This is a genomic window from Microbacterium sp. K36, assembly GCF_004794355.1.
Taxonomy (GTDB): domain Bacteria; phylum Actinomycetota; class Actinomycetes; order Actinomycetales; family Microbacteriaceae; genus Microbacterium; species Microbacterium paraoxydans_D.
In genome coordinates this window covers 23641-40809 of sequence record NZ_SSDN01000048.1, presented here as the reverse complement: position 1 = coordinate 40809, position 17169 = coordinate 23641, and the positions used below count along the sequence as shown (strand labels likewise).

17 protein-coding genes are annotated in these 17169 nt (G+C 67.1%); 2 read left to right on the top strand and 15 right to left on the bottom strand.

Translation table 11 applies throughout. From position 1 onward, the window contains the following. Positions 1-391 precede the first annotated feature (391 nt). Both DW296_RS04160 and DW296_RS04155 read left to right on the top strand, forming a co-directional pair. Positions 392-742, top strand: coding sequence for a hypothetical protein (locus DW296_RS04160; protein WP_136051214.1), 351 nt, complete (start codon positions 392-394; stop codon positions 740-742). Between the two features lie 150 nt (positions 743-892). Next, on the top strand, positions 893-1135 hold the full coding sequence (locus DW296_RS04155) for a hypothetical protein (protein ID WP_136051213.1): 243 nt from the start codon (positions 893-895) through the stop codon (positions 1133-1135). Positions 1136-1314: 179 nt separating this feature from the next. On the opposite strand, the gene DW296_RS04150 is transcribed toward DW296_RS04155, so the two are convergent. The 15 genes from DW296_RS04150 to DW296_RS04085 all read right to left on the bottom strand — a co-directional run bounded on the left by DW296_RS04150 (position 1315) and on the right by DW296_RS04085 (position 17161). Further along, complete coding sequence (locus DW296_RS04150; RefSeq protein WP_136051212.1) at positions 1315-2448, bottom strand: fatty acid desaturase family protein; 1134 nt, start codon at positions 2446-2448, stop codon at positions 1315-1317. A gap of 39 nt (positions 2449-2487) precedes the next feature. Then, positions 2488-2658: a hypothetical protein gene (locus DW296_RS16425; RefSeq protein ID WP_168428978.1), complete on the bottom strand. Its 171-nt coding sequence runs from the start codon at positions 2656-2658 to the stop codon at positions 2488-2490. Positions 2659-2744: 86 nt separating this feature from the next. After that, on the bottom strand, positions 2745-3212 hold the full coding sequence (locus DW296_RS04145; protein ID WP_136051211.1) for a hypothetical protein: 468 nt from the start codon (positions 3210-3212) through the stop codon (positions 2745-2747). A 121-nt stretch (positions 3213-3333) separates the two neighbouring features. Next, the gene (locus DW296_RS04140) at positions 3334-3777 is read right to left on the bottom strand and encodes a holin (RefSeq protein ID WP_136051210.1); all 444 of its coding nucleotides are present in this window, start codon (positions 3775-3777) and stop codon (positions 3334-3336) included. Continuing rightward, positions 3774-4277, bottom strand: coding sequence for a hypothetical protein (locus tag DW296_RS04135; RefSeq protein ID WP_136051209.1), 504 nt, complete (start codon positions 4275-4277; stop codon positions 3774-3776). Before DW296_RS04135 ends, DW296_RS04140 begins: the two co-directional genes overlap by 4 nt. Next, positions 4277-5026: a hypothetical protein gene (locus tag DW296_RS04130; protein WP_136051208.1), complete on the bottom strand. Its 750-nt coding sequence runs from the start codon at positions 5024-5026 to the stop codon at positions 4277-4279. Before DW296_RS04130 ends, DW296_RS04135 begins: the two co-directional genes overlap by 1 nt. A gap of 3 nt (positions 5027-5029) precedes the next feature. Beyond that, a complete protein-coding gene (locus DW296_RS04125) occupies positions 5030-5272 on the bottom strand; it encodes a hypothetical protein (protein WP_136051207.1) in 243 nt (80 codons plus the stop codon). A 2-nt stretch (positions 5273-5274) separates the two neighbouring features. Then, entirely contained in the window at positions 5275-5748 is a 474-nt protein-coding gene (locus tag DW296_RS04120) for a hypothetical protein (protein WP_136051206.1), read from the bottom strand. A gap of 37 nt (positions 5749-5785) precedes the next feature. After that, the gene (locus DW296_RS16420; protein WP_168428977.1) at positions 5786-8035 is read right to left on the bottom strand and encodes a fibronectin type III domain-containing protein; all 2250 of its coding nucleotides are present in this window, start codon (positions 8033-8035) and stop codon (positions 5786-5788) included. Continuing rightward, positions 8032-11247, bottom strand: a complete 3216-nt coding sequence (locus DW296_RS04110; protein ID WP_136051205.1) for a fibronectin type III domain-containing protein — start codon at positions 11245-11247, stop codon at positions 8032-8034. Before DW296_RS04110 ends, DW296_RS16420 begins: the two co-directional genes overlap by 4 nt. 62 nt (positions 11248-11309) lie before the next feature. Further along, the gene (locus DW296_RS16580; RefSeq protein ID WP_205807811.1) at positions 11310-14693 is read right to left on the bottom strand and encodes a tape measure protein; all 3384 of its coding nucleotides are present in this window, start codon (positions 14691-14693) and stop codon (positions 11310-11312) included. Positions 14694-15177: 484 nt separating this feature from the next. Beyond that, entirely contained in the window at positions 15178-15555 is a 378-nt protein-coding gene (locus tag DW296_RS04100; protein WP_136051204.1) for a hypothetical protein, read from the bottom strand. Between the two features lie 79 nt (positions 15556-15634). Beyond that, positions 15635-16423: a phage tail tube protein gene (locus DW296_RS04095; RefSeq protein WP_136051203.1), complete on the bottom strand. Its 789-nt coding sequence runs from the start codon at positions 16421-16423 to the stop codon at positions 15635-15637. Positions 16424-16502: 79 nt separating this feature from the next. Then, positions 16503-16874 (bottom strand): hypothetical protein, encoded by a 372-nt coding sequence (locus tag DW296_RS04090; RefSeq protein ID WP_136051202.1) that lies wholly within the window; start codon positions 16872-16874, stop codon positions 16503-16505. A 23-nt stretch (positions 16875-16897) separates the two neighbouring features. Then, positions 16898-17161: a hypothetical protein gene (locus DW296_RS04085; protein ID WP_136051201.1), complete on the bottom strand. Its 264-nt coding sequence runs from the start codon at positions 17159-17161 to the stop codon at positions 16898-16900. Positions 17162-17169 lie beyond the last annotated feature (8 nt).

Below are 17169 nucleotides of genomic sequence, written 5' to 3'. Positions count from 1 at the left end.
TGGGGAGGCGGGCCTCGTTCTGTGTGACAGCGACCTGGTGGAGCTGGGGGGAATCGAACTATGCCTCGCCCTGTGCGACGGTGGAGAACCCCCGGAATTATGGGGAGAAAGCGTTGGCAAGCGGTGGCCGCTGATGCGGTGCGACGGCGGTGAGTGTGGGCAAAATGTGGGCACGTTGCGGTGGCGAACTTCAAAGGCGAGTTGTCCTGCCGGCCTCACGATCCCCATCTTCGTCAGGTATCCGGAGGTGCGTGCAGGAGCCGATCGCAAGACCAATCCCCTCGCTGCGGGGAGGCAGAGAGGGGATCAGTTCCGCCAGTATGCCGGTCCGATTGCGGCGAGGCAACCGTAGACTGAGACCTCGTCTCGGCCGGAGGAAGGACATCCGGTCATGCCCACTCGAGGTCTCTCCCCCACAGTGAAGCTCAGTATCGCCCTTGACGCGATCTGCTCCCGCAACCGGTACACCGCCGACCCGGTGCCCGTGATCGCCGAGCTCCGCGCGACCGCTGGCGGCCGCGATGACGTGCTCGCCGAAGCCGTCGGCACCTGGGTTGGCTACTTCGAGGACGAGCATGTCGCCGTCCTATGCGCCGCACTGCGCACGCTTCCGGGCCTCGAACCGTGGATCGCGCTCGGCCAGCACCGCCGGTCCCTGCCGAACCCAAGCACGCCCGCCATCCTCGGTCACGGCCAGGCGACCGCGGTCCCCCTCTATATCACCAGCGCGGCGTCCTCCTGAAGTCGCGGAGTGCGCTGGCGGGTGCCTAGACCCTTGACCACTCACACCTGCCGGAGATCCGCAATCCACCTGGGCGCAGCCGCTCAGAGGGATACCGTGCAGGTGGGTGAGGGTTCGGCCCGCGAAACCCGGGGGGCCACCGTGCACACCATGAGGATCTCGTTCGATGCAGAGACTTACCAGCTTCCGGTTGGTGGAGACCTGACCGCCATCATGGAACGCGTTGAGTCCGCCGCTCGGTCGGAGCCGACGTTCGTCACCTTCGCCGCACCACGCGAACTCGTCAGCGTGCTCGTGGGACCGCACACCCGGGTCACCGTGACCGTGTATCCCTCTGGAGACGAGGAGAGCTCGGGCACCGCTGCTGACGACTGGGCTGATTGGGAGTTGTGACACAGTTGTCCGAGGGGAGCCAGGTAATCGGCAGAGGGTAGTGAAGTCCATCTAGGCTTGACTGGTCTCGACGGCTGGAGAAGGGCTCTCACTCGGGCCCGAATCCTCGGGGTGAGAGCCCCCACCGGAGCCGTCCCAGGGGATCTCCCCAGAGTCCCGAGCTGCGCTCTTTCGTCACTCTACTCTCCAGGAGCCCCACCGGAAGGCCTGTGCAGAGTTTCCGTTCCGATCGCTGCCCGGGACTGCACCAACGGGCAAGTGAAGACATCGCGTTCGCCCAGCCCAACTCGGTTGATGTAGCTGACAACGATCGCGTAAGAGGTGAACAGGCCAACCTGGGTGTACGGCACCCGATTCGTCTCGCAGTATTGCTGCACGATCGGCGCCGCCCGTCGAAGGTGCGGCCGAGGCATTGAAGGAAACAAGTGGTGTTCAACCTGATAGTTCAACCCACCCATCAGCACGTCGAGGAAGCGTCCTCCGCGGATGTTCCTGCTCATTCTCACCTGACGACTGAGGAAGTCGAGCACGAGGCCGCGCGGCACGACTGGCATTCCTTTGTGGTTGGGGGCGAACGCGATGCCCATGTAGAAGCCGAACACTCCCACCTGGACCGCCAGGAAGGTGGCTGCTATACCCGGGGATAGCACGAAGAAAACCAGCACGGGGTAGCCGACGAGGCGTACGACCAAGAATGCAATCTCCACCCACCGGCGCTGCAACCGGCCCCTAGAGCAGACGCGTCGAACGCTGGACGCATGGAGCGAGATCCCTTCCAACAAGAGGATGGGGAAGAACAGCAGTCCTTGGTGTGCTTGCAGCCAGGCGAAGCTCTGGTTTCGTTGCGACGCGACGGATTCCGGGGTCACGGCGATAACGGGAAGTTCGATGTCTGGGTCCGACCCGAGCTTGTTGGGGTTTGCGTGATGGCGGGTGTGCTTGTGCTGCCACCACCCATAGCTCATGCCTACGAGAAGGTCCCCGAGGATCAGGCTGATCCAGTCATTCCAACGCCCCGATACGAAGATCTGCCGATGCGCGGCGTCGTGCCCGAGAAAAGCGATCTGAGTGAAAAGGACCGCCAGGACGGCGCCAGTGAACAACTGCCACCAGGACTCTCCTATCCAGGCGAAGACGAGAAGGCAAAGCGCGACCGCTGCCGGGGCGGCGACGAGCCTTGTCCAGTAGTAGCCGTAGCGCCTACGCAGCAGCCCGAGTTCACGCACCTGCTGTGCCAGCGGGGTGAAAGAACTCCCCGGAGGGACCGCGGTGTCGCGCGGTCGGGTCGGAGTGTAGCGACGGGGCGTATCCATGATGACCTGGTTTCGATGTGTCCCAAGTGGCGGAGCCCACTATTGCGGTGGGCGTTGGCGACGTGCTCGATTACGGACGAATCCGAAAATGAGTGTGCCGACGAACAGGATGATGCCGATCACTGCCAGCCACAGGAGCCCCTTGATGGCGAAACCGACGACGGAGAGAACGGCCCATACGACGAGCAGGATGATCAGTACGGTCCACATGCCCTTGACGCTACGCGCGGGGTCTCGTTGATGAATGCCCGTTGACAACTCGACGAACGAGGCGGCGGGCGTGCTTGGTTGCGCCGTCAGGAGGTTACGGAGTTGTCTTCGGGACGCTCTGCGCGGTGTTGAAACACGACCGACCCTGCGAGGGCAGCAACAGAGGCAGCGCGCTCTTCTTCGCGGATGGATGCTTCCTCGTGGCGTAGCGCTGTGATCTCCCGGGCAGCGACAAGAGCTCGGCTGGTTTCCGCGAGGCGATCCGCGAGGACTGCGGCGAGACCATCGCGCAGTTCCTCGAGATTGGTGTTGATGATCTCAAGCCTGCGATCCGAGACGTGAAGCTCCACGGTCGGAAATCCGTTCTGCGTCAGGTGGTCGCGCATGTCGAGGCCTTCGATCGCGCTCACTTCGTCTGGGTCGGCCTTCCGCGTGAAGACCGCTTCGACGGTATACCGCTCAGGTGCCTCCTCGGTGAGGAGGGTGGCAGGGAGGGAGCCGACGAGCACGGCTCCGAGCCCAAGGACGTCTTCGTTCTTCAGTTGTGTGTTCATGTTCGGACGGTACTCCCTGAACATGTGCACGTTCCCAGCCTTGCCTCCGTCGCGCCTACCGACGAACGACTACCGGCGGCCCGAAGGCTAGGTGGTGGTGTGTTCGTGCGAGAGGCGGCACTCAGCGAGTCAGGGACGACGTCTCCTCCTCAGCCGCGGCGAGGACGCCCGGAGATGTCGGGTCGCTCGGCAGTGTGGCGAGGATCAGACGTAGCAACGAGATGAACGCTGCACCGAGCGCCGCCTGCAAGACGACGCTCCAATCAACGTCGGTCAGGAGCACAGCGCCGGTGAGTCCGGCTGCGAGGGACTGGCCGAAGGTCTTTGCGACGCGCTCCAGCGCGGCGAGCCACCAGGGCAGATCCGCGCCCCCGGACTCGGGCAGGCCGAACAGTGACGTCGCGAACGACAAGATCGCGCCGACCGCGGCCGCCGAGGCTGCCATGAACCACGGCACGTCTGCGAACTGCACGGCGGCGATGTAAGGGATCGTGATTGCGATTGCGGTGTAAAGCGCGCGTAGGACGGCTGCCTTCCACCAGGCGGGGTCGGTGAGGTTGCTCATGGGATATCTCCTTTGTTCTGCCGGCGCTTGCTGGCGGTCGTTTCGATTGCGTCCCACTGGTCGCGTTCGCTTCTCCGGATCTGGCCGATCTCTTCGCGGATGCCGAGGATGTCGCGGGCCTGGAAGTTTTGCGTCTGTTCGACGCCGTACAGGCGCGAGTCGGTGGCTTTGACGATCCGCTTGATCTCGTCGATGTCGTCTCGCAGGATCGTGGAGGAGTGGGAGTTCACGACGTGCTCAGCTGTCTGCGACGTGTTCTTCCCCACCGCGTTGAGCTTGGGGATGATGACCGCGCCCAGGCTGCCGAGGAGCGCGATCAGCGCAAGCATGACCTGGTTCGGGTCGATCTCCCTGCCCGAGCGGAGCGATGCGATCAGAGCGACGGTGACGACGGCGACGGCGACGGCCGTGCCGAGGATGGCGGCCAGCCACCATCCCCAGCCGATCTTGCTCGAGTGCTGGGTCTGGTGAGCTCCGCCGGTCGGTGCCGGCCCGGTCATCAGCTGTGGATCTTCTTCTGCTGGGCGAGCCAGGACGCCGCGAGCGCCTTCGCTTCGCGCAGCGCGACATCGAGCTCCGCCTGGTCCTTCAGCTTCTTCGACGGCCCGTAGATGTGAGCCCATGCGTTCGCGGTCTCCTGTGCGTTCGTGGCGCGGTAGCCGCCGGGCACCGTCGCGCCGATGAGCAGCCAGGTGGTCTTCTTGTTGACGGTCAGGTGGACGATGACTGCCTTATCCATGTCTTCCAACTCCTTGAGAATCGACGGCGCGGGAGCCGGCGTGGGGGTGGTGGTGCCGCCGGTGCTGGCGGGCGTTTCGATGCGACCGAGCGAACCCCAGTGGGTCCAGTGCCACAGCTCGCGGAAGTTCTTGCCCTCGCGGGTGATGTTGAAGCGGGGGGCGAGTTCCTCTGCTCGCCGCGCGGCGAGGGTGTCGGAGTTGTACGGCCACTTCAAGTCGTTCGACCTGCGCGCCTCGTGGTTGCTCGATCGCGGCGGGGCGACGGTGTCCGGGTGGATCTGGTACCACTTCTGTCCCTGCCACCAGCGGTACCCGTAGACCTTGCGTCCTCCAGGGCTCAGGGTCATCCGCTCGTACCAGAGACGCTCCTGCACCTCGGGTTCACGGTCTCCGGAGAGCGAGATCATCCGAGGGTGGCCTTCACGTTCGAGGGCGTCGGAGAGGCCGTCGAACGCGGACCGCGTGCCGGTCGCACGGTTGTAAGCGCCGTCTACGTAGCCGATTCCCATGGGTCACTCCTCTGGCTCGGTGGTGGATTGGGTGTCGTTGGCGGGGTCTGTCAGCTCGGGCGGTGGGAGCTCTTCGAGCGGCGGTGGATAGATCGACTGGCCGCAGGCGCCGCACTGGACGTTTCCCACGGCGACCGTGAATTCGACGCTCCGATTCGCGCAGCCCTCGCGCTCGCATGCGACGGTGATCGCCGCCCACTGCTCGGTTTCGCCTGTGATCGGGTTCGTGGTGACGATGACGCTCACGGTCAACCTCCTGCCGAGATACCGGTCGCCATGGACGCCGTCCAGTCGACCGTTCCGGCGATCTGGGTTCCGTTGAGGGAGAACAGCCGCACCTCGAATGACGTGGTTGTGAGGCCGGTGATGTGGGCAGCGCCGACGAGGCTGTTCATCACCGGCGTTGCGCTCATATGCGGCACCACCGGGAACTTCCCCGCGGGGAGCGTGACGGTCGTCACCCCGGATGCCGCGCACACGACCTTGCCGCGCACGGAAGGCGGCGACGGCGCGGCGACGATTACCACCCGGCGGTGCTGCTCGACGACGACAACGCGCTCTCCGATCCACACCGTGCCGACCGCATTCTGAGGACTCAACGGCAGCGGCTCCGTGTCGCCGTCGAGACGGACCCGGAGGGGCACGGTCTGGGTGACCGTGCCCCACCGGACGACCGGGGTGAGATCGACGCGGGTAGCGAGCTTGGAAATCTGCTCAAGCACGGGCCGGAGCAACGAACCGAAATCCATCTCGCCTCCTCTACGACAGCGTCGTGCGGAACAGGTTCCACACGACCGACGGGGACGAAAGCCACCCCGAGTACCAGACGTCCAGGGTCGTCGCGGTGCGCAGCGTGAACGCCGAGCGGTACAGCGCCGAGTGACCAGTTGCCGACCGTGGAACCGCGACGTTGACGGCCTTAGTGAACGAGGTGCCGTTGAGCGACTTCATCAGCCACAGATCACCGTTCTGGCCGCTCGACCCGGTATCGCAGTCGTTCAGCAGCGCCATATAGACGCCGTCGATGAGGCGCACCTCGATATGCCACAGCTGCCGGGTGTTCGGCAGCGACGGCGTGACCGTGCACACCGTCGGCGCGGACCACTCCGAGGGCGAGAGCGCCTGGCTCGTGGACCGCAGACGCACCAGCTGCGGCGTCCCGACAATGTCGATCGCGTACATCGTCCACGCGCCCGACTCGAAGATGAACGCCGGCGAGACGAGACGGCGCACCGTCTTGCTCGACTGGTAGATCAGCTTCTTCGGCGCCCACGTCGTCCCGTTCGGGGACGTAGAGACGTAGAGCTTCTCTTCGGCTCCGGTCGCGGATGCCGTATAGGTGCGCCAGAACAACCACAGTTGACCGTCCGGCCCCTGCACGAGGTCCACGTCCGAGTTGTACGCGCCGGGTGAACCGGGCTGGTTGTCGATTGGGTTCGCCAGGCCGGAGGGAACGATCCACGTCGTGCCGTCCGTCGACGCGACGATGTTCGGATCCTCATGAGCATCGTTTCCCCCTGGGTATGGCGTGTGCGCCATCCAGTAGCGATACCCGTTCCAGGGAGCGCCGAAGTCCACCACGGACGGGTGGGTGGTCTGTCCTCCCGATGGGGAGACGTGCGTGGGCACGCTGAGCTGAATTCCGGCTGGGCCGGTGAGGTTCACGGCCATGCCCGTCGACGTCGTCTCCGTGCGCGCGGGGGACCACTCCCCCGGGCCTGCCGCGTTCCGCGCCCGCACACGAAACGAGTACGTGCCGCCCGGCGTCAGCCCGGTGATCGTCACCGATGGCGTCGTGCTCGTGGCCGATGTCGCGCCCGTGAAGGTCGGGTCAGCGGCCCACTCGATGTCGTATCCGATGATCGGGCCGCCGGGGCTGCTCGGGGCCGCCCAGCTCAAAGCCGCCGTGGTCGTGCTGGTCGTCGCTGTCGGCAGCGTGGGTGCAGCGGGCACCGCGGTCGGGTCGGGTGGCACGTTCGACTTGATCGCCAGCGCGGCGGACACCTCACGCCATTCGGCCCGAATGTCGGTGTCGAAGGTGAAGTCGAAGGCCATGCGCTGCACCGTCGCGAGGCGGCGCACACCGTCCTCGGGGGTGAACGCGATCAGGTCGTTCGGGTCGAGCGGGAGCATCGCGTGTGTCGCTGTCATCCGCGAGACCGGGTTCATGGCGTCGGTGAGCTTCTTCGCCGCGTACTGATCGATGACGTTCTGCGATGCCGCTTCCACGCCCTCTTCGGTCGCGGTGATCCATCGGCCCCGAGCCTGGTAGGAGTACGGAGACGCGGGGTTCTCGTTCGTCGCCACACCGACCAGCGGTGCGGCCGTCTCGTCGCCCTGGGTCACAGCGACGAACTTGTTCGGCACGGAGGTGAGGTCCTGCTCCCGGTCCCACTCGGGGAAGTGCACGGATGCCTCGCCGTGGGTGAACTCGAACGACACCGGACGGTTCGCCGGGTCGACATACGGCTCAACCCGGAACAGGCCAGACCCGTCGCACCACAGCGACCAGTACCCCGCCGCCTGCAGCAAGTCGTTGACGACGGTGAGCTTCGTCGTGCCCGCTTCCCAGGTCATGCCTGACGCGAGGACGGCGGCCGACGCGGTCGCGGCGATGCGCGTCTCGCCGGTCGACTCGATGAGCGCGACGACGCTCTGGATGATCGCCGTCCCCGCCGGGAGGGAAAAGCGCTCCTCGACGGTGTCCTCGAAGATCACACTCATCTTCGTCAACAGCTGCACTTCGTACGACACAGAGGTCGCGGTGTGCACCTCTCGCGGCGATGTGAACAGGTAGGTCCCCACGGGCCACGAGCGCTCTCCGTCGGTGTAGGCGCACTGCACCCGGTGGGACTGCCAGTCGATGTCCCGGCGGCGGTCCAGCGACAGAGACCCGGAGCCCCCGAGCGCGCTCTGGGCAACGATCTCGCCCGACCCCCCGGTCACCCCGTCAAGGGCGCCGAGGGGTCGGTCCTCGCTGTCGAGCAGCTCGAAGGCCCAGCGGATCATCTCGACTCCGTCTCCGTCATCGTGAACGAGTACCCCCAGAGCCCTTCCCACCCGTCGGGGTGGAAGGTGGAGGACTCGCGGCTCATCTGGATCTCACCGATCGACCCATACACGCGGCGCCCGTCGGGGTCGCGGAACAGGAACGTGGTGTCCTCGAGTTGCGCGATGCGCGTGAGCTGCTCGACGTCGGCAGTCTCGTCATCCCGGTCGGTCGTGCGACCGGACACGGAGATCGTGCGCGACAGCGCCTCGCCAGACAGCGCGACGGGAAGCCTGCGCCCCGCGTACTGCTTCAGCGCACGCTCACGCCCCGCCGAGACCTTCACCACCGGGTCGAACGGCAGCCGGCCGGCGACCCCGAACCCCGGCCCGCCGGACAGCCACAGGGCATCCGAACGGGATGGGGCGATCACGACGACCTCGGAGGTTGCGCCCTCAGACGTTGACGCCGTCGCTCGGTACAAGGTGTCGCCGTACGACAGGGACTCCCAGTCGATCAGCGTCGCCGTGTTCGTGAGGTCGGCGACGAGCTCCCACGTCTCGCCGTCGTCGATCGAACGGTCGAGCCGCACCCCCACTGTGGCGGGGAACGCGACCGTCGAGCTCGTCGAAGCGTGCGGCGGGCCGTTCCACACCGGACGCCGCACGACGTCGCCGATGCGCACTGCTTCCGTATCGCCGTCGAAGTATCCGCCGGCGTAGACACCAGCTACCGCCACAACGTCATCGACCCAGATCGGAGTTGAGATCGACCCGTTCATCAGGAACACCGTCGCTCTGGTCGAAGCCCCGAGGGTGAAGGTGACCCGCATCTCATGGACTCCGGCCTCGTTCGGCGTCCGGTTGGATAACACGTTGTTGACCGGCATGTCGCTGGACTGCACCATGAGCTGGCGGACCCACGTCGCGTGCAGAGCTCCTGTCTGCGCCTCGCGGAGACGAAGTCGCGCGACCACCGTGTACGTCTGGAAGGGGGTCAGCCCCTCGAGGAGCAGCGAACCGTAACTCGCGTTGCCGCCACCGTTCGGTTCCACCTTCACCGACCGGCCACCCGTGCTCGCCCACTCGGTGGACTGATACAGGTAGGCGTTCGATACCGATGTGTTGATTCCGGCGGGGCGGGTACCGCGGAGGATCGAGTTCGATGCGTTCGCTGCGCCCGCCCATACCGCGACCAGGTCCGGACTTGGGACGCCTTGACCCGCCGAGAAGAACGGCACGGGAATGGAGCGCAAGCCGATGATCGGACGCCCGAAAGCCGCGACGGCGCCAGTCGGGATGCCTGTCCCGATGAGCTCGAGATAGAGCCGATCCCAGTCGCCTGTGGCCGTCAGGGTGAAGTCGTACCGGTCCTTGCTGGCCGACTTCTTCGGCATACTCGTCGTTGCCCGGATGATGGACCCGTTGGTGTCCAGCAGGATGATGCGCGCCGTGGTCAACGACGCGTCGGCGCCTTCCATGTCCACGCTCATCGTGTAGGTCCCGGCCGGGTACTTCGCGTCGACCTGCTGCATCGCGCCGAGACGCACCGTGCTGTTGCCGTTGCTCGTCGCCACCAGTCGATTGCCGGTCCCCTGAGACAGCACACCGGCCGTCGCGGTCCACATCGAGAGATTGACCATGTCCGGGTCACGGATGAGGTTCCGGTACAGGTCAACGGTCCCCGCCTGCCCTTCAAACGAGGGATTGGTGAAGACGTTGGTGAGGTCGGCGACCGGGGCGTCGGGGTCGCCGGACGCGACCGACAGTGTGACGCCGCCTTCGCTCTCGTCCCAGAGCGCGTTGAGCAGGGCGGGTGCGGGAGGGATGAAGGAGACGGTGAAGGCCTCGACAGCCCACACCGACCACACGTCTCCTGTCGCGGCGCGCACGCGCACCGTCCAGGATCCCTCTGTAAGGCGGTGGCCCAGGGTGACGGTGGTCGCCGCCCCGGACCCGGAACGCACCTCGACGGTGTCCCCGGTCCCGTTCGAGAGCTCGATCTCCCATGCCGACTGCGGGCGGGACTGCGCCTGGAACCATGACCAGACGACCGTGAGTGCCGAGCGGTCCCAGGACGTGTCGGGCTGGATCACAGCGACACCCGGCCGGTCGATGACCGTTACCGTCGCGGTCGCCGACCACGGCGAGAAGTCCGCGTGCGAGCCCTTCGTGCGCACCTGCCACTCCCACGGCCCCACGGTGAGAGTGAGGTCGCGGAACGCAGCCGCGGTGCCGCTGAGGGTCGTCCATGTGCTCGTTCCGACGCTGCGGTAGCGCAGTTCGTAGGCGGTCTGCACCGAGGAGTCGACAGGGTTGTGGGTCCATGCGACCCGCACGACGTCGTCGCCGGCGCGCACGGCACCGTTTGGGGTCAGTCCCGTCGCGGCGTTCGGCGGGGCGAGCAGCTGCACCGTATTCGACGGTGCCGAGTACGCGCCCGCGAGGGTGCCGACCTTCCCGCGCACGGTGTACGTGTGCGGGGCAGACGGGCTCGGGGCGGTGTGGGTGAACGGCAGCGAGACACCGGTGGCGACGACCGCCGCTCCGTCCATCACGTCGTAGGACGTCGCGTAGCGGGGAACGCCGGCTGCGGCCACGACGATGTCGTTTCCGGACCGTGCGGCCGTGATGCCCGTCGGGGCGGCTGGCGTCGTGTAGACCGTCGTGATGCCCGACCATGTCGACTGCCCAGCTGCGGTCTTGCCCGCGACACGGTACTCGTACTTCCGGTCTCCCGTCGTCGTCGTGTCCGTGAACGTGAACGCGTTCCCGCTGGGCGCGCCGACCTGCTGCCATGCGCCGCCGTCGGTGCGACGCTGCACGACCACGCTCGAATAGGTCGCGTTGCGCGACCAGTTGAGCGTGTGCTGCGTGTCCGACACACGGGTCACGGTGAGCGCCGAAGGAGCTGCCGGAAGAGCGCGTGTGATGGCCGCCGAGTGCGACGAAGGCCCGCCGAGCCCGGTCGTGCCGGTGGCGCCGATGCCGAATGACGCAGTCTGCGACGACGAGACCGCCCACGGCCCCCCGATCCGGCGAGTGCCTCCCCCGGATGGCCAAGTGAACTGCCCAGAGCGCGTGACGCCATTGATGACGCCGGACCACGAGGCGCCGGGCGCACCGATGTTGGTCGCGCCGTCGCTGCACGACAGCCAGAACGAAACGTTGGTGCCGTCGTCTCGAATGATGAGCTGCCCCGCCGAGCCGGTGGGCTTCGTGTAGTCGACCATGCGAACTCCTCAATGACAGCGGCCCCGCCCCCGAGGACAGGGCCGCTGAGAGTGGACGGGGATCAGCGAGCGAACTGCGACGTGACCGCGGCAGCGGTCGGGAAAGCGCTGACGATCTCGCGCCGAACCACCGCAGTCAGGGGCGTGCCCTCGACGACCAGCACGAGCGTGTCCCCGTCCTGCAAGCCACCCCGCAGCCCACCGCGGAGGGCCGCGGACTCCGCCGGGTTGAGGACCGCTTCGGGCTTGCCGGAACGGTTCACCGCCATGCCGCCGTGGGGCAGCCACCCGCCCTGGTCGTACAGCTTCGGGACGACACCGCCCGAGGCCATCGCCAGGTGCACATGGTTGTAGTGCTGGCGCTTGACGGCCTCGGACCAGCCCGCGAAAGGCTTGCCGTTCTGCAGCTGCCGGTTCCCGGCCGGGGTGTAGATCAGCTCGGACGCGTTCGGGAACAGCTTCGCAATCGCGTTGAAGGTCGCCATGCTGGCCGGCACGATGTCGATCGCTCGCCCGAGGGCGTGGTACGATTGGCCGCCGTTGACCGTCTTCGCTCCCGGTCGGAAGTTGGACGTCATCACCGCGCCGGGGAGCGCGTTCTGCACGATGCCCCACATCGCTTCCCAGCCCATGCCCTTGGTGCCGACGCCCTTCGGCGCGGCGGCCTTGAACAGGTCGACGAAGCCCATCAGGGTCTTCTCCGCCAGTCCCCCGACCGTGCGCCCGAAGAGGTTCTGCCCGCCCATGAGCGGCCGGATGATGCCCTCGATGACATGCGTCTTGAGCGCCTGCGCGGGGTTCGTCATGAACTCCCACGCGGCGGACGCGGCCTTGGTGATCGAGTCCCATACGTCGCCGAAGAAGTTGCCCTCTCCGTCGCCGAACGGGAGCCGCCCGTTGCGGGCCGCGGCGTTGAGCGCGTCGACCCCGGCGGCACCGCCGACGAGACGGGTGAACTCGGGGCGCATGATCGCCTCGCCGCCCGACAGGGCGAGCCCCCCGGCGGTCGGCGACCAGAACTGGTGCACGTCACGGCCCGGGGTGTACCCGGGCATGACGCCACCGGTGGCGAACTTCACCAGCGACGCCTTCGGGAGCTTCATGTCGTCGAGACCGAGGGTGCCGACCATGTCGTTCCAGAAGGACCGCAGGCCCTTGTTCCAGACGGTGTCGAGCACGAAGTTGATCGGCACGGCGGCGGCCTTCTTGATGCCGTCCCACGCGGTGCCGATGGTCTTCGCGACGTTCTCGAACGCCTGCCCGATGAGACTGACGCCGACCTTGAACGGCGTGAACACGTACGCGTTGATCCAGTTCCAGGCAGCCTTCATCGCTCCGGAGATGCCATCCCAGACCGGCTTCACGATGTTCTTGTAGAGCCATTCGAAGACGGCGCCGACGGCGTTGATCGCCGCCTTGATCGACTCAGAAATCGGGAGGATGATGCTCGTCCAGACCCACGAGAAGACGGCGCCGATCGCGGCGAAGACCGGCTGGATGATCGTCGTCCACAGCCAGGACACGACCGCGCCGATGGCCTCAAACGCGGGCTTGATCGCCGTCTCCCACAGCCACGCCGCCGCTGCGCCGATGGCGGCGAAGGCGGGCTGGAGGGCGTTCGTCCAGAGCCATGCCGCGATCGCGCCGACGAGGCGGAAAGCGTTCACGATGAGGTCGAACTGCAGCTTGAACCCGGCCGCGAGGAACGAGACGACGGCCATGATCCCGTCGAAGACGGGCTTGAGGATCGTCTCGTAGACCCAGGTCGCGATCTCACCGATCTTCTGGAAGACCGGCTGGATGACGTTCTCCCACGCCGCGATGAAGAACCCGGAGATGTTCGCCCACGCCTCGCCGAGGAATCGGGTGAACTCCTGCCAGATCGTCTTGCCGAGCTCGGTCTGGGTGAAGAACCACACGAGGCCTGCGACCAGACCCGCGATCGCAGTCGCCACGAGCACGATCGGGTTTGCACTCATCGCCGCCCTGAACAGATTGGCGGCGACCGTGGCCGCTTTGGTCGCAGTCGTCTTCGCCCAAACGAGGCCGGTGTAGACCTTGAGTGCAGTGCCCGAGAGGTAGGTGGCCATCTGCAGACCCATGAAGGCGGTGCGCCAGGCCAGCATCACGGCCGACGCCGTGCGCGCCGCGACGACGAGTGCAGCGATCGTCGCCGCAGCAACCGCGAGACCAGAGATCCAGTCGGCGTTGGCAGATACGAAGTCGACCACCGCGGTCACTACCCCGATGAGCACGGGCGCAAGGAACGACACCGCACCAGAAAGCGCCTGAACCAGGCCGACCACGATGGGCAGAACCGCCACGAGGGCGGTGGTCAGCAGCGGGACGAGTGCGTTCATCAGCGACACGAGCGCAGGAAGCACGGGCACGAGCGCGTTGCCGATGGCCGATCCCATCTCGGAGAATCCCTGCAGCACTGCTGGCAGGATCGGCTCGAGCGACCGGAAGAGGATCGCGACCGGCGACAGCGTGGTCCACAGCTCGCTGATCCAGCTGACGTCGACCTTGCCCTGCAGCGCGCGGACGAACCACTCGGCGGCGGGCGCGAGCACCTGGCCGATCTTGTCGCCCACCTGCCCGGCGATGTCTTCGAGCGGGCCGAAGGCGGCTGTGATGGCCTGCAGCGCCGGGGCGATCTGCGGGAAAACGCCGCCGAGGAGTCCGGCGCCGATGCGGCCGAGTGAGGCGATGAAGTTCGCCCACGAGCCGCCGACGGTGTTGCCCATCTCCGACGCGACGGTTCCCGCGGCCGCGGTGGCCGCGGCGGCGAACTGGTCGAAGTTGATCTTGCCGGAGGAGGCGAGCTTGAAGACCTCGCCCGCGGTGACGCCGAGCTGCTTGCCGAGCGCGGCGTAGATCGGGATGCCCTTGTCGGCGAGCTGGCTGAGGACGTCGTTCTGGATGCCGTTGGCCTGCGACATCGCCTTGGAGAAGATGGAGCCCATCTCGCCGAGGTCGGTGCCTGCGGCAGCCGCGGTGTTCGCGACGGTCTTGAGCACGGCCTCAAGGTCGCGGCCGGGCTTGATGCCAGCGGCGACCGCCTGCGCGGCCACCGTGGCGGCGTCGCCGAGACCAAAGGCGGTTCCGCGCACGGACGTGAGCGCGTTCTTCATGATTTGCTCGACGGAGCCGGCGTCGTTGCCGAGTCCGGTGAGCTTGGCGCGAGCGGTGTCGATCGCGTTGAGTCGGGAGAAGCCCTTCCACAGGGCGGTGCCGATGCCGGCGGCGAGCGTAGCGCCCAGAGTCGCGCTGCCGACCTTGATGACCTTCGACGCGCTGGCGACGAGGCGATCGCCGATCGAGCGGCCCGCACCGTCGGCGGCTCCCGTCGCGCTGCCGAGAGCCTTCTCGACCTCGCGCTTCGCACCGGGGGCCTTGACCGTCAGGGCGACGTACGCGTTCGCGATCTCGACAGCGGTTGCCACGGCGACTCCCTCGGGTAGGACGCCCCAGGGGCGTGGCGGATGCTCGACGAGGCACAGCCGGTCGGCGGATGCCGGGGCTGTGCCTCGTCGAGCGGTCAGGCGCGGCGGCGAGCGGCGCGCGCTTGGTGGCGGCGCAGCTTCTCGTCCATCTCGGCGGCCTCGGCGCGTGCTTCGTGCGCGGGCTTCGGCAGTTCGAGCGGCTTGGGAGGCGTGCCCTTGCCTCCGGCCTCCTGGAAGGAGACGCGGCGGATGGTGAACTCGACCTCTCGAAGCAGCTGCGCCTCGACCGAGAGTGCACCCTCACCGCCGAGCTCGCGGCCGAGCGCACACCCGGACGGGAGGTGCTCGACGTAGTCGCTGAGCTCGGCGATGGAGCGGGGCGGATCAGTGCGGCCCTTCCCACTCGGGAGGAGCCGCAGGTGGTATTCGGATTGGAGCGATGCCCGCAGAGCGCCCTCGTGGTGCGCGAGGGCGTTCGCGAGCTTCAGGAGGAAGGGTTGAGCGCCTGGAAGACGGCGAAGACGAACTCCGAGGCCTTGCCGGCGGGCACGCGTCCGGTGCTCTTATCGCGCATCTCGTCGAGGATGCGGCGGTAGTCGTCACCGACGAGGCGGCGCAGCAGCGACGGCATGCGGGAGACGTCGTTGCTGTCCTGGACGCCGCGAATGTCGTCGAGCAGCTCGAAGTCGTCGAGCGCCTCGTCGGGCACGCGGACGTCGATGCCGTCGACGGTGACCTGCTTGCCGGGAACCTTGCGGACGCGCTCGGGCTCCTCCTCGGTCGGGTCGGCGATCTCGATCTCGACGTCGATCGGCTTCTGCTTCTTCGACTGGTGGTCCTGCGGCTTCTTCGGTGTTGCCATGATGGTTGACCCCTATCTGACCCCGGGGTGGTTGGTGAGGTGGGCGGCGTCGGGGTCACGAACGCCGCCCACCGGTAGGTCACGCCGCGGAGGTGTCCGTGGCGCTGGTCTCGCCCGCAGTGCCGGTGGCGGCATCCGGGGTGGTCTCGCCCGCGTCGGTCGCGGTCGCGCCGGACTCGACGGCGGCGAGAATGTCGGCCTTGAGCGTCGCGCCCGCGAGGTCGATCTCGTTGTCGGCCGCGTAGGTCTTCAGCTGCGAGACCGTCCACGACTCGTCGGGAGCGGACATGGCAGCGAAGCCCTGAGCGCCAGCGCCCTCGGCCGCTTCGAGATCCGTCTCGTAGTGGTCGTAGTCGCCGATGATCTCCCCGAGGAATGGGTACATGGCGATGTCGGCGTTCGTGGCGACACGGTCGCCGTTCGGGCTGATCTCGAGCACCTCGATGACGTCGCGCTCCTTGATCGTGACGTCGTCGCTGTCGAACTTGTCGATCACGCAGGCGCGCTTGACGACGCGCTGCCCGGATCCGCGGGTCGTCTTGCGGACTCCGGCGGTCGTCGTGGATGCCTTCGTGACGTAGCGCAGCTCGTTGGTCTGCTTCTTGGTCTCGAGTGCGACGAAGGCGACGGTGGTGCCGGGCTCGCTGATGCGCGTGCGGACGACGCCGTTGCCCTGGTAGCCGCGGGACTTCTCGACGGAGCCGGTGAGCGACTCGGTGATGCCGTCGCCGTTGAGCCAGCCGACGTCCTCGAACGCGGGGTCGAGCTCGTCGTCGAGGCTGGTCGGCAGCGTGGTGCCGAGGGGGGCGAGGTAGATCGCGTCGTTGTCGGATCCGAAGATCCGCGCGTTGTTCGCGTTCACGGTCATGAGTGTGTCTCCTTGGGGTTGAGCCGGACATGACCGGCGCTGGTGACGGTCGGCCTGGTGCCGGTCGCCGGGTTCGGGGTTACGCCCTGCGAGCGCGGACCGTGATCTGCACGGTCAGGCGGTAGCGCGGCGTCTCGCTGTCGGGGTCGGGTGTCCAGTAGGGGCCATTGATCTCATCGACGCCGCGCACGAGCGGGAGCCGGGCGAGGTCGTTGAGCAGTGCAGTGCGGCACCGGTTGAGGAGGTCGGAGGCGGTGGCGGAGTCCGGCGCCCAGGCTTCGACGGTGACCTGTGGCCGGTCGACAATGCGGTTCGACGCGGCGCCGCCGTTGCGGAAAAGGCGCACGAAGGTTCCGGGACGGTCCGCCGGGACGATGACCACGACCTTGTGCGGTGCGGCTATCGGGAGGAGGAACTGGCGGACCATCGCCTCGATGTCGGGGAACGACATGCCGACTCCTCTCGTCGGGTCGGTCAGCTTTTTCCGCTGCCCTTGATCTGCCCGAGCGCGCGCTCGAGCGCGGCGGTGCGGGCCTGCTCGCGCATCGCGCGGGCGTTGGCGGGCTGGACGTACCCGCGGGCGACCCAGCGGTGGGGTGCGGCGACGTACTCGAAGCCGTCGCCTGCGGCCGCCGCCATGCGTTGTCCGGTGCTATCGACGATGGCCCGCGCCTCGGGCGACCGCATGATGGTGTTCAGCCCGGGCAGGTTGAGTCGCACGGGGATGCGTTGAGCCACGGCCATCA

Bases quoted from the DNA above. Each gene is read 5' to 3' on its own strand.
- DW296_RS04095 (WP_136051203.1), bottom strand. From the start codon at position 16,423: ATGACCGTGAACGCGAACAACGCGCGGATCTTCGGATCCGACAACGAC.
- DW296_RS04130 (WP_136051208.1), bottom strand. From the start codon at position 5,026: ATGGGAATCGGCTACGTAGACGGCGCTTACAACCGTGCGACCGGCACG.
- DW296_RS04100 (WP_136051204.1), bottom strand. From the start codon at position 15,555: ATGGCAACACCGAAGAAGCCGCAGGACCACCAGTCGAAGAAGCAGAAG.
- DW296_RS04090 (WP_136051202.1), bottom strand. From the start codon at position 16,874: ATGTCGTTCCCCGACATCGAGGCGATGGTCCGCCAGTTCCTCCTCCCG.
- DW296_RS04150 (WP_136051212.1), bottom strand. From the start codon at position 2,448: ATGGATACGCCCCGTCGCTACACTCCGACCCGACCGCGCGACACCGCG.
- DW296_RS04140 (WP_136051210.1), bottom strand. From the start codon at position 3,777: ATGAGCAACCTCACCGACCCCGCCTGGTGGAAGGCAGCCGTCCTACGC.
- DW296_RS04110 (WP_136051205.1), bottom strand. From the start codon at position 11,247: ATGGTCGACTACACGAAGCCCACCGGCTCGGCGGGGCAGCTCATCATT.
- DW296_RS04155 (WP_136051213.1), top strand. From the start codon at position 893: ATGAGGATCTCGTTCGATGCAGAGACTTACCAGCTTCCGGTTGGTGGA.
- DW296_RS04135 (WP_136051209.1), bottom strand. From the start codon at position 4,277: ATGACCGGGCCGGCACCGACCGGCGGAGCTCACCAGACCCAGCACTCG.
- DW296_RS16425 (WP_168428978.1), bottom strand. From the start codon at position 2,658: ATGTGGACCGTACTGATCATCCTGCTCGTCGTATGGGCCGTTCTCTCC.
- DW296_RS16420 (WP_168428977.1), bottom strand. From the start codon at position 8,035: ATGATCCGCTGGGCCTTCGAGCTGCTCGACAGCGAGGACCGACCCCTC.
- DW296_RS04160 (WP_136051214.1), top strand. From the start codon at position 392: ATGCCCACTCGAGGTCTCTCCCCCACAGTGAAGCTCAGTATCGCCCTT.
- DW296_RS04145 (WP_136051211.1), bottom strand. From the start codon at position 3,212: ATGAACACACAACTGAAGAACGAAGACGTCCTTGGGCTCGGAGCCGTG.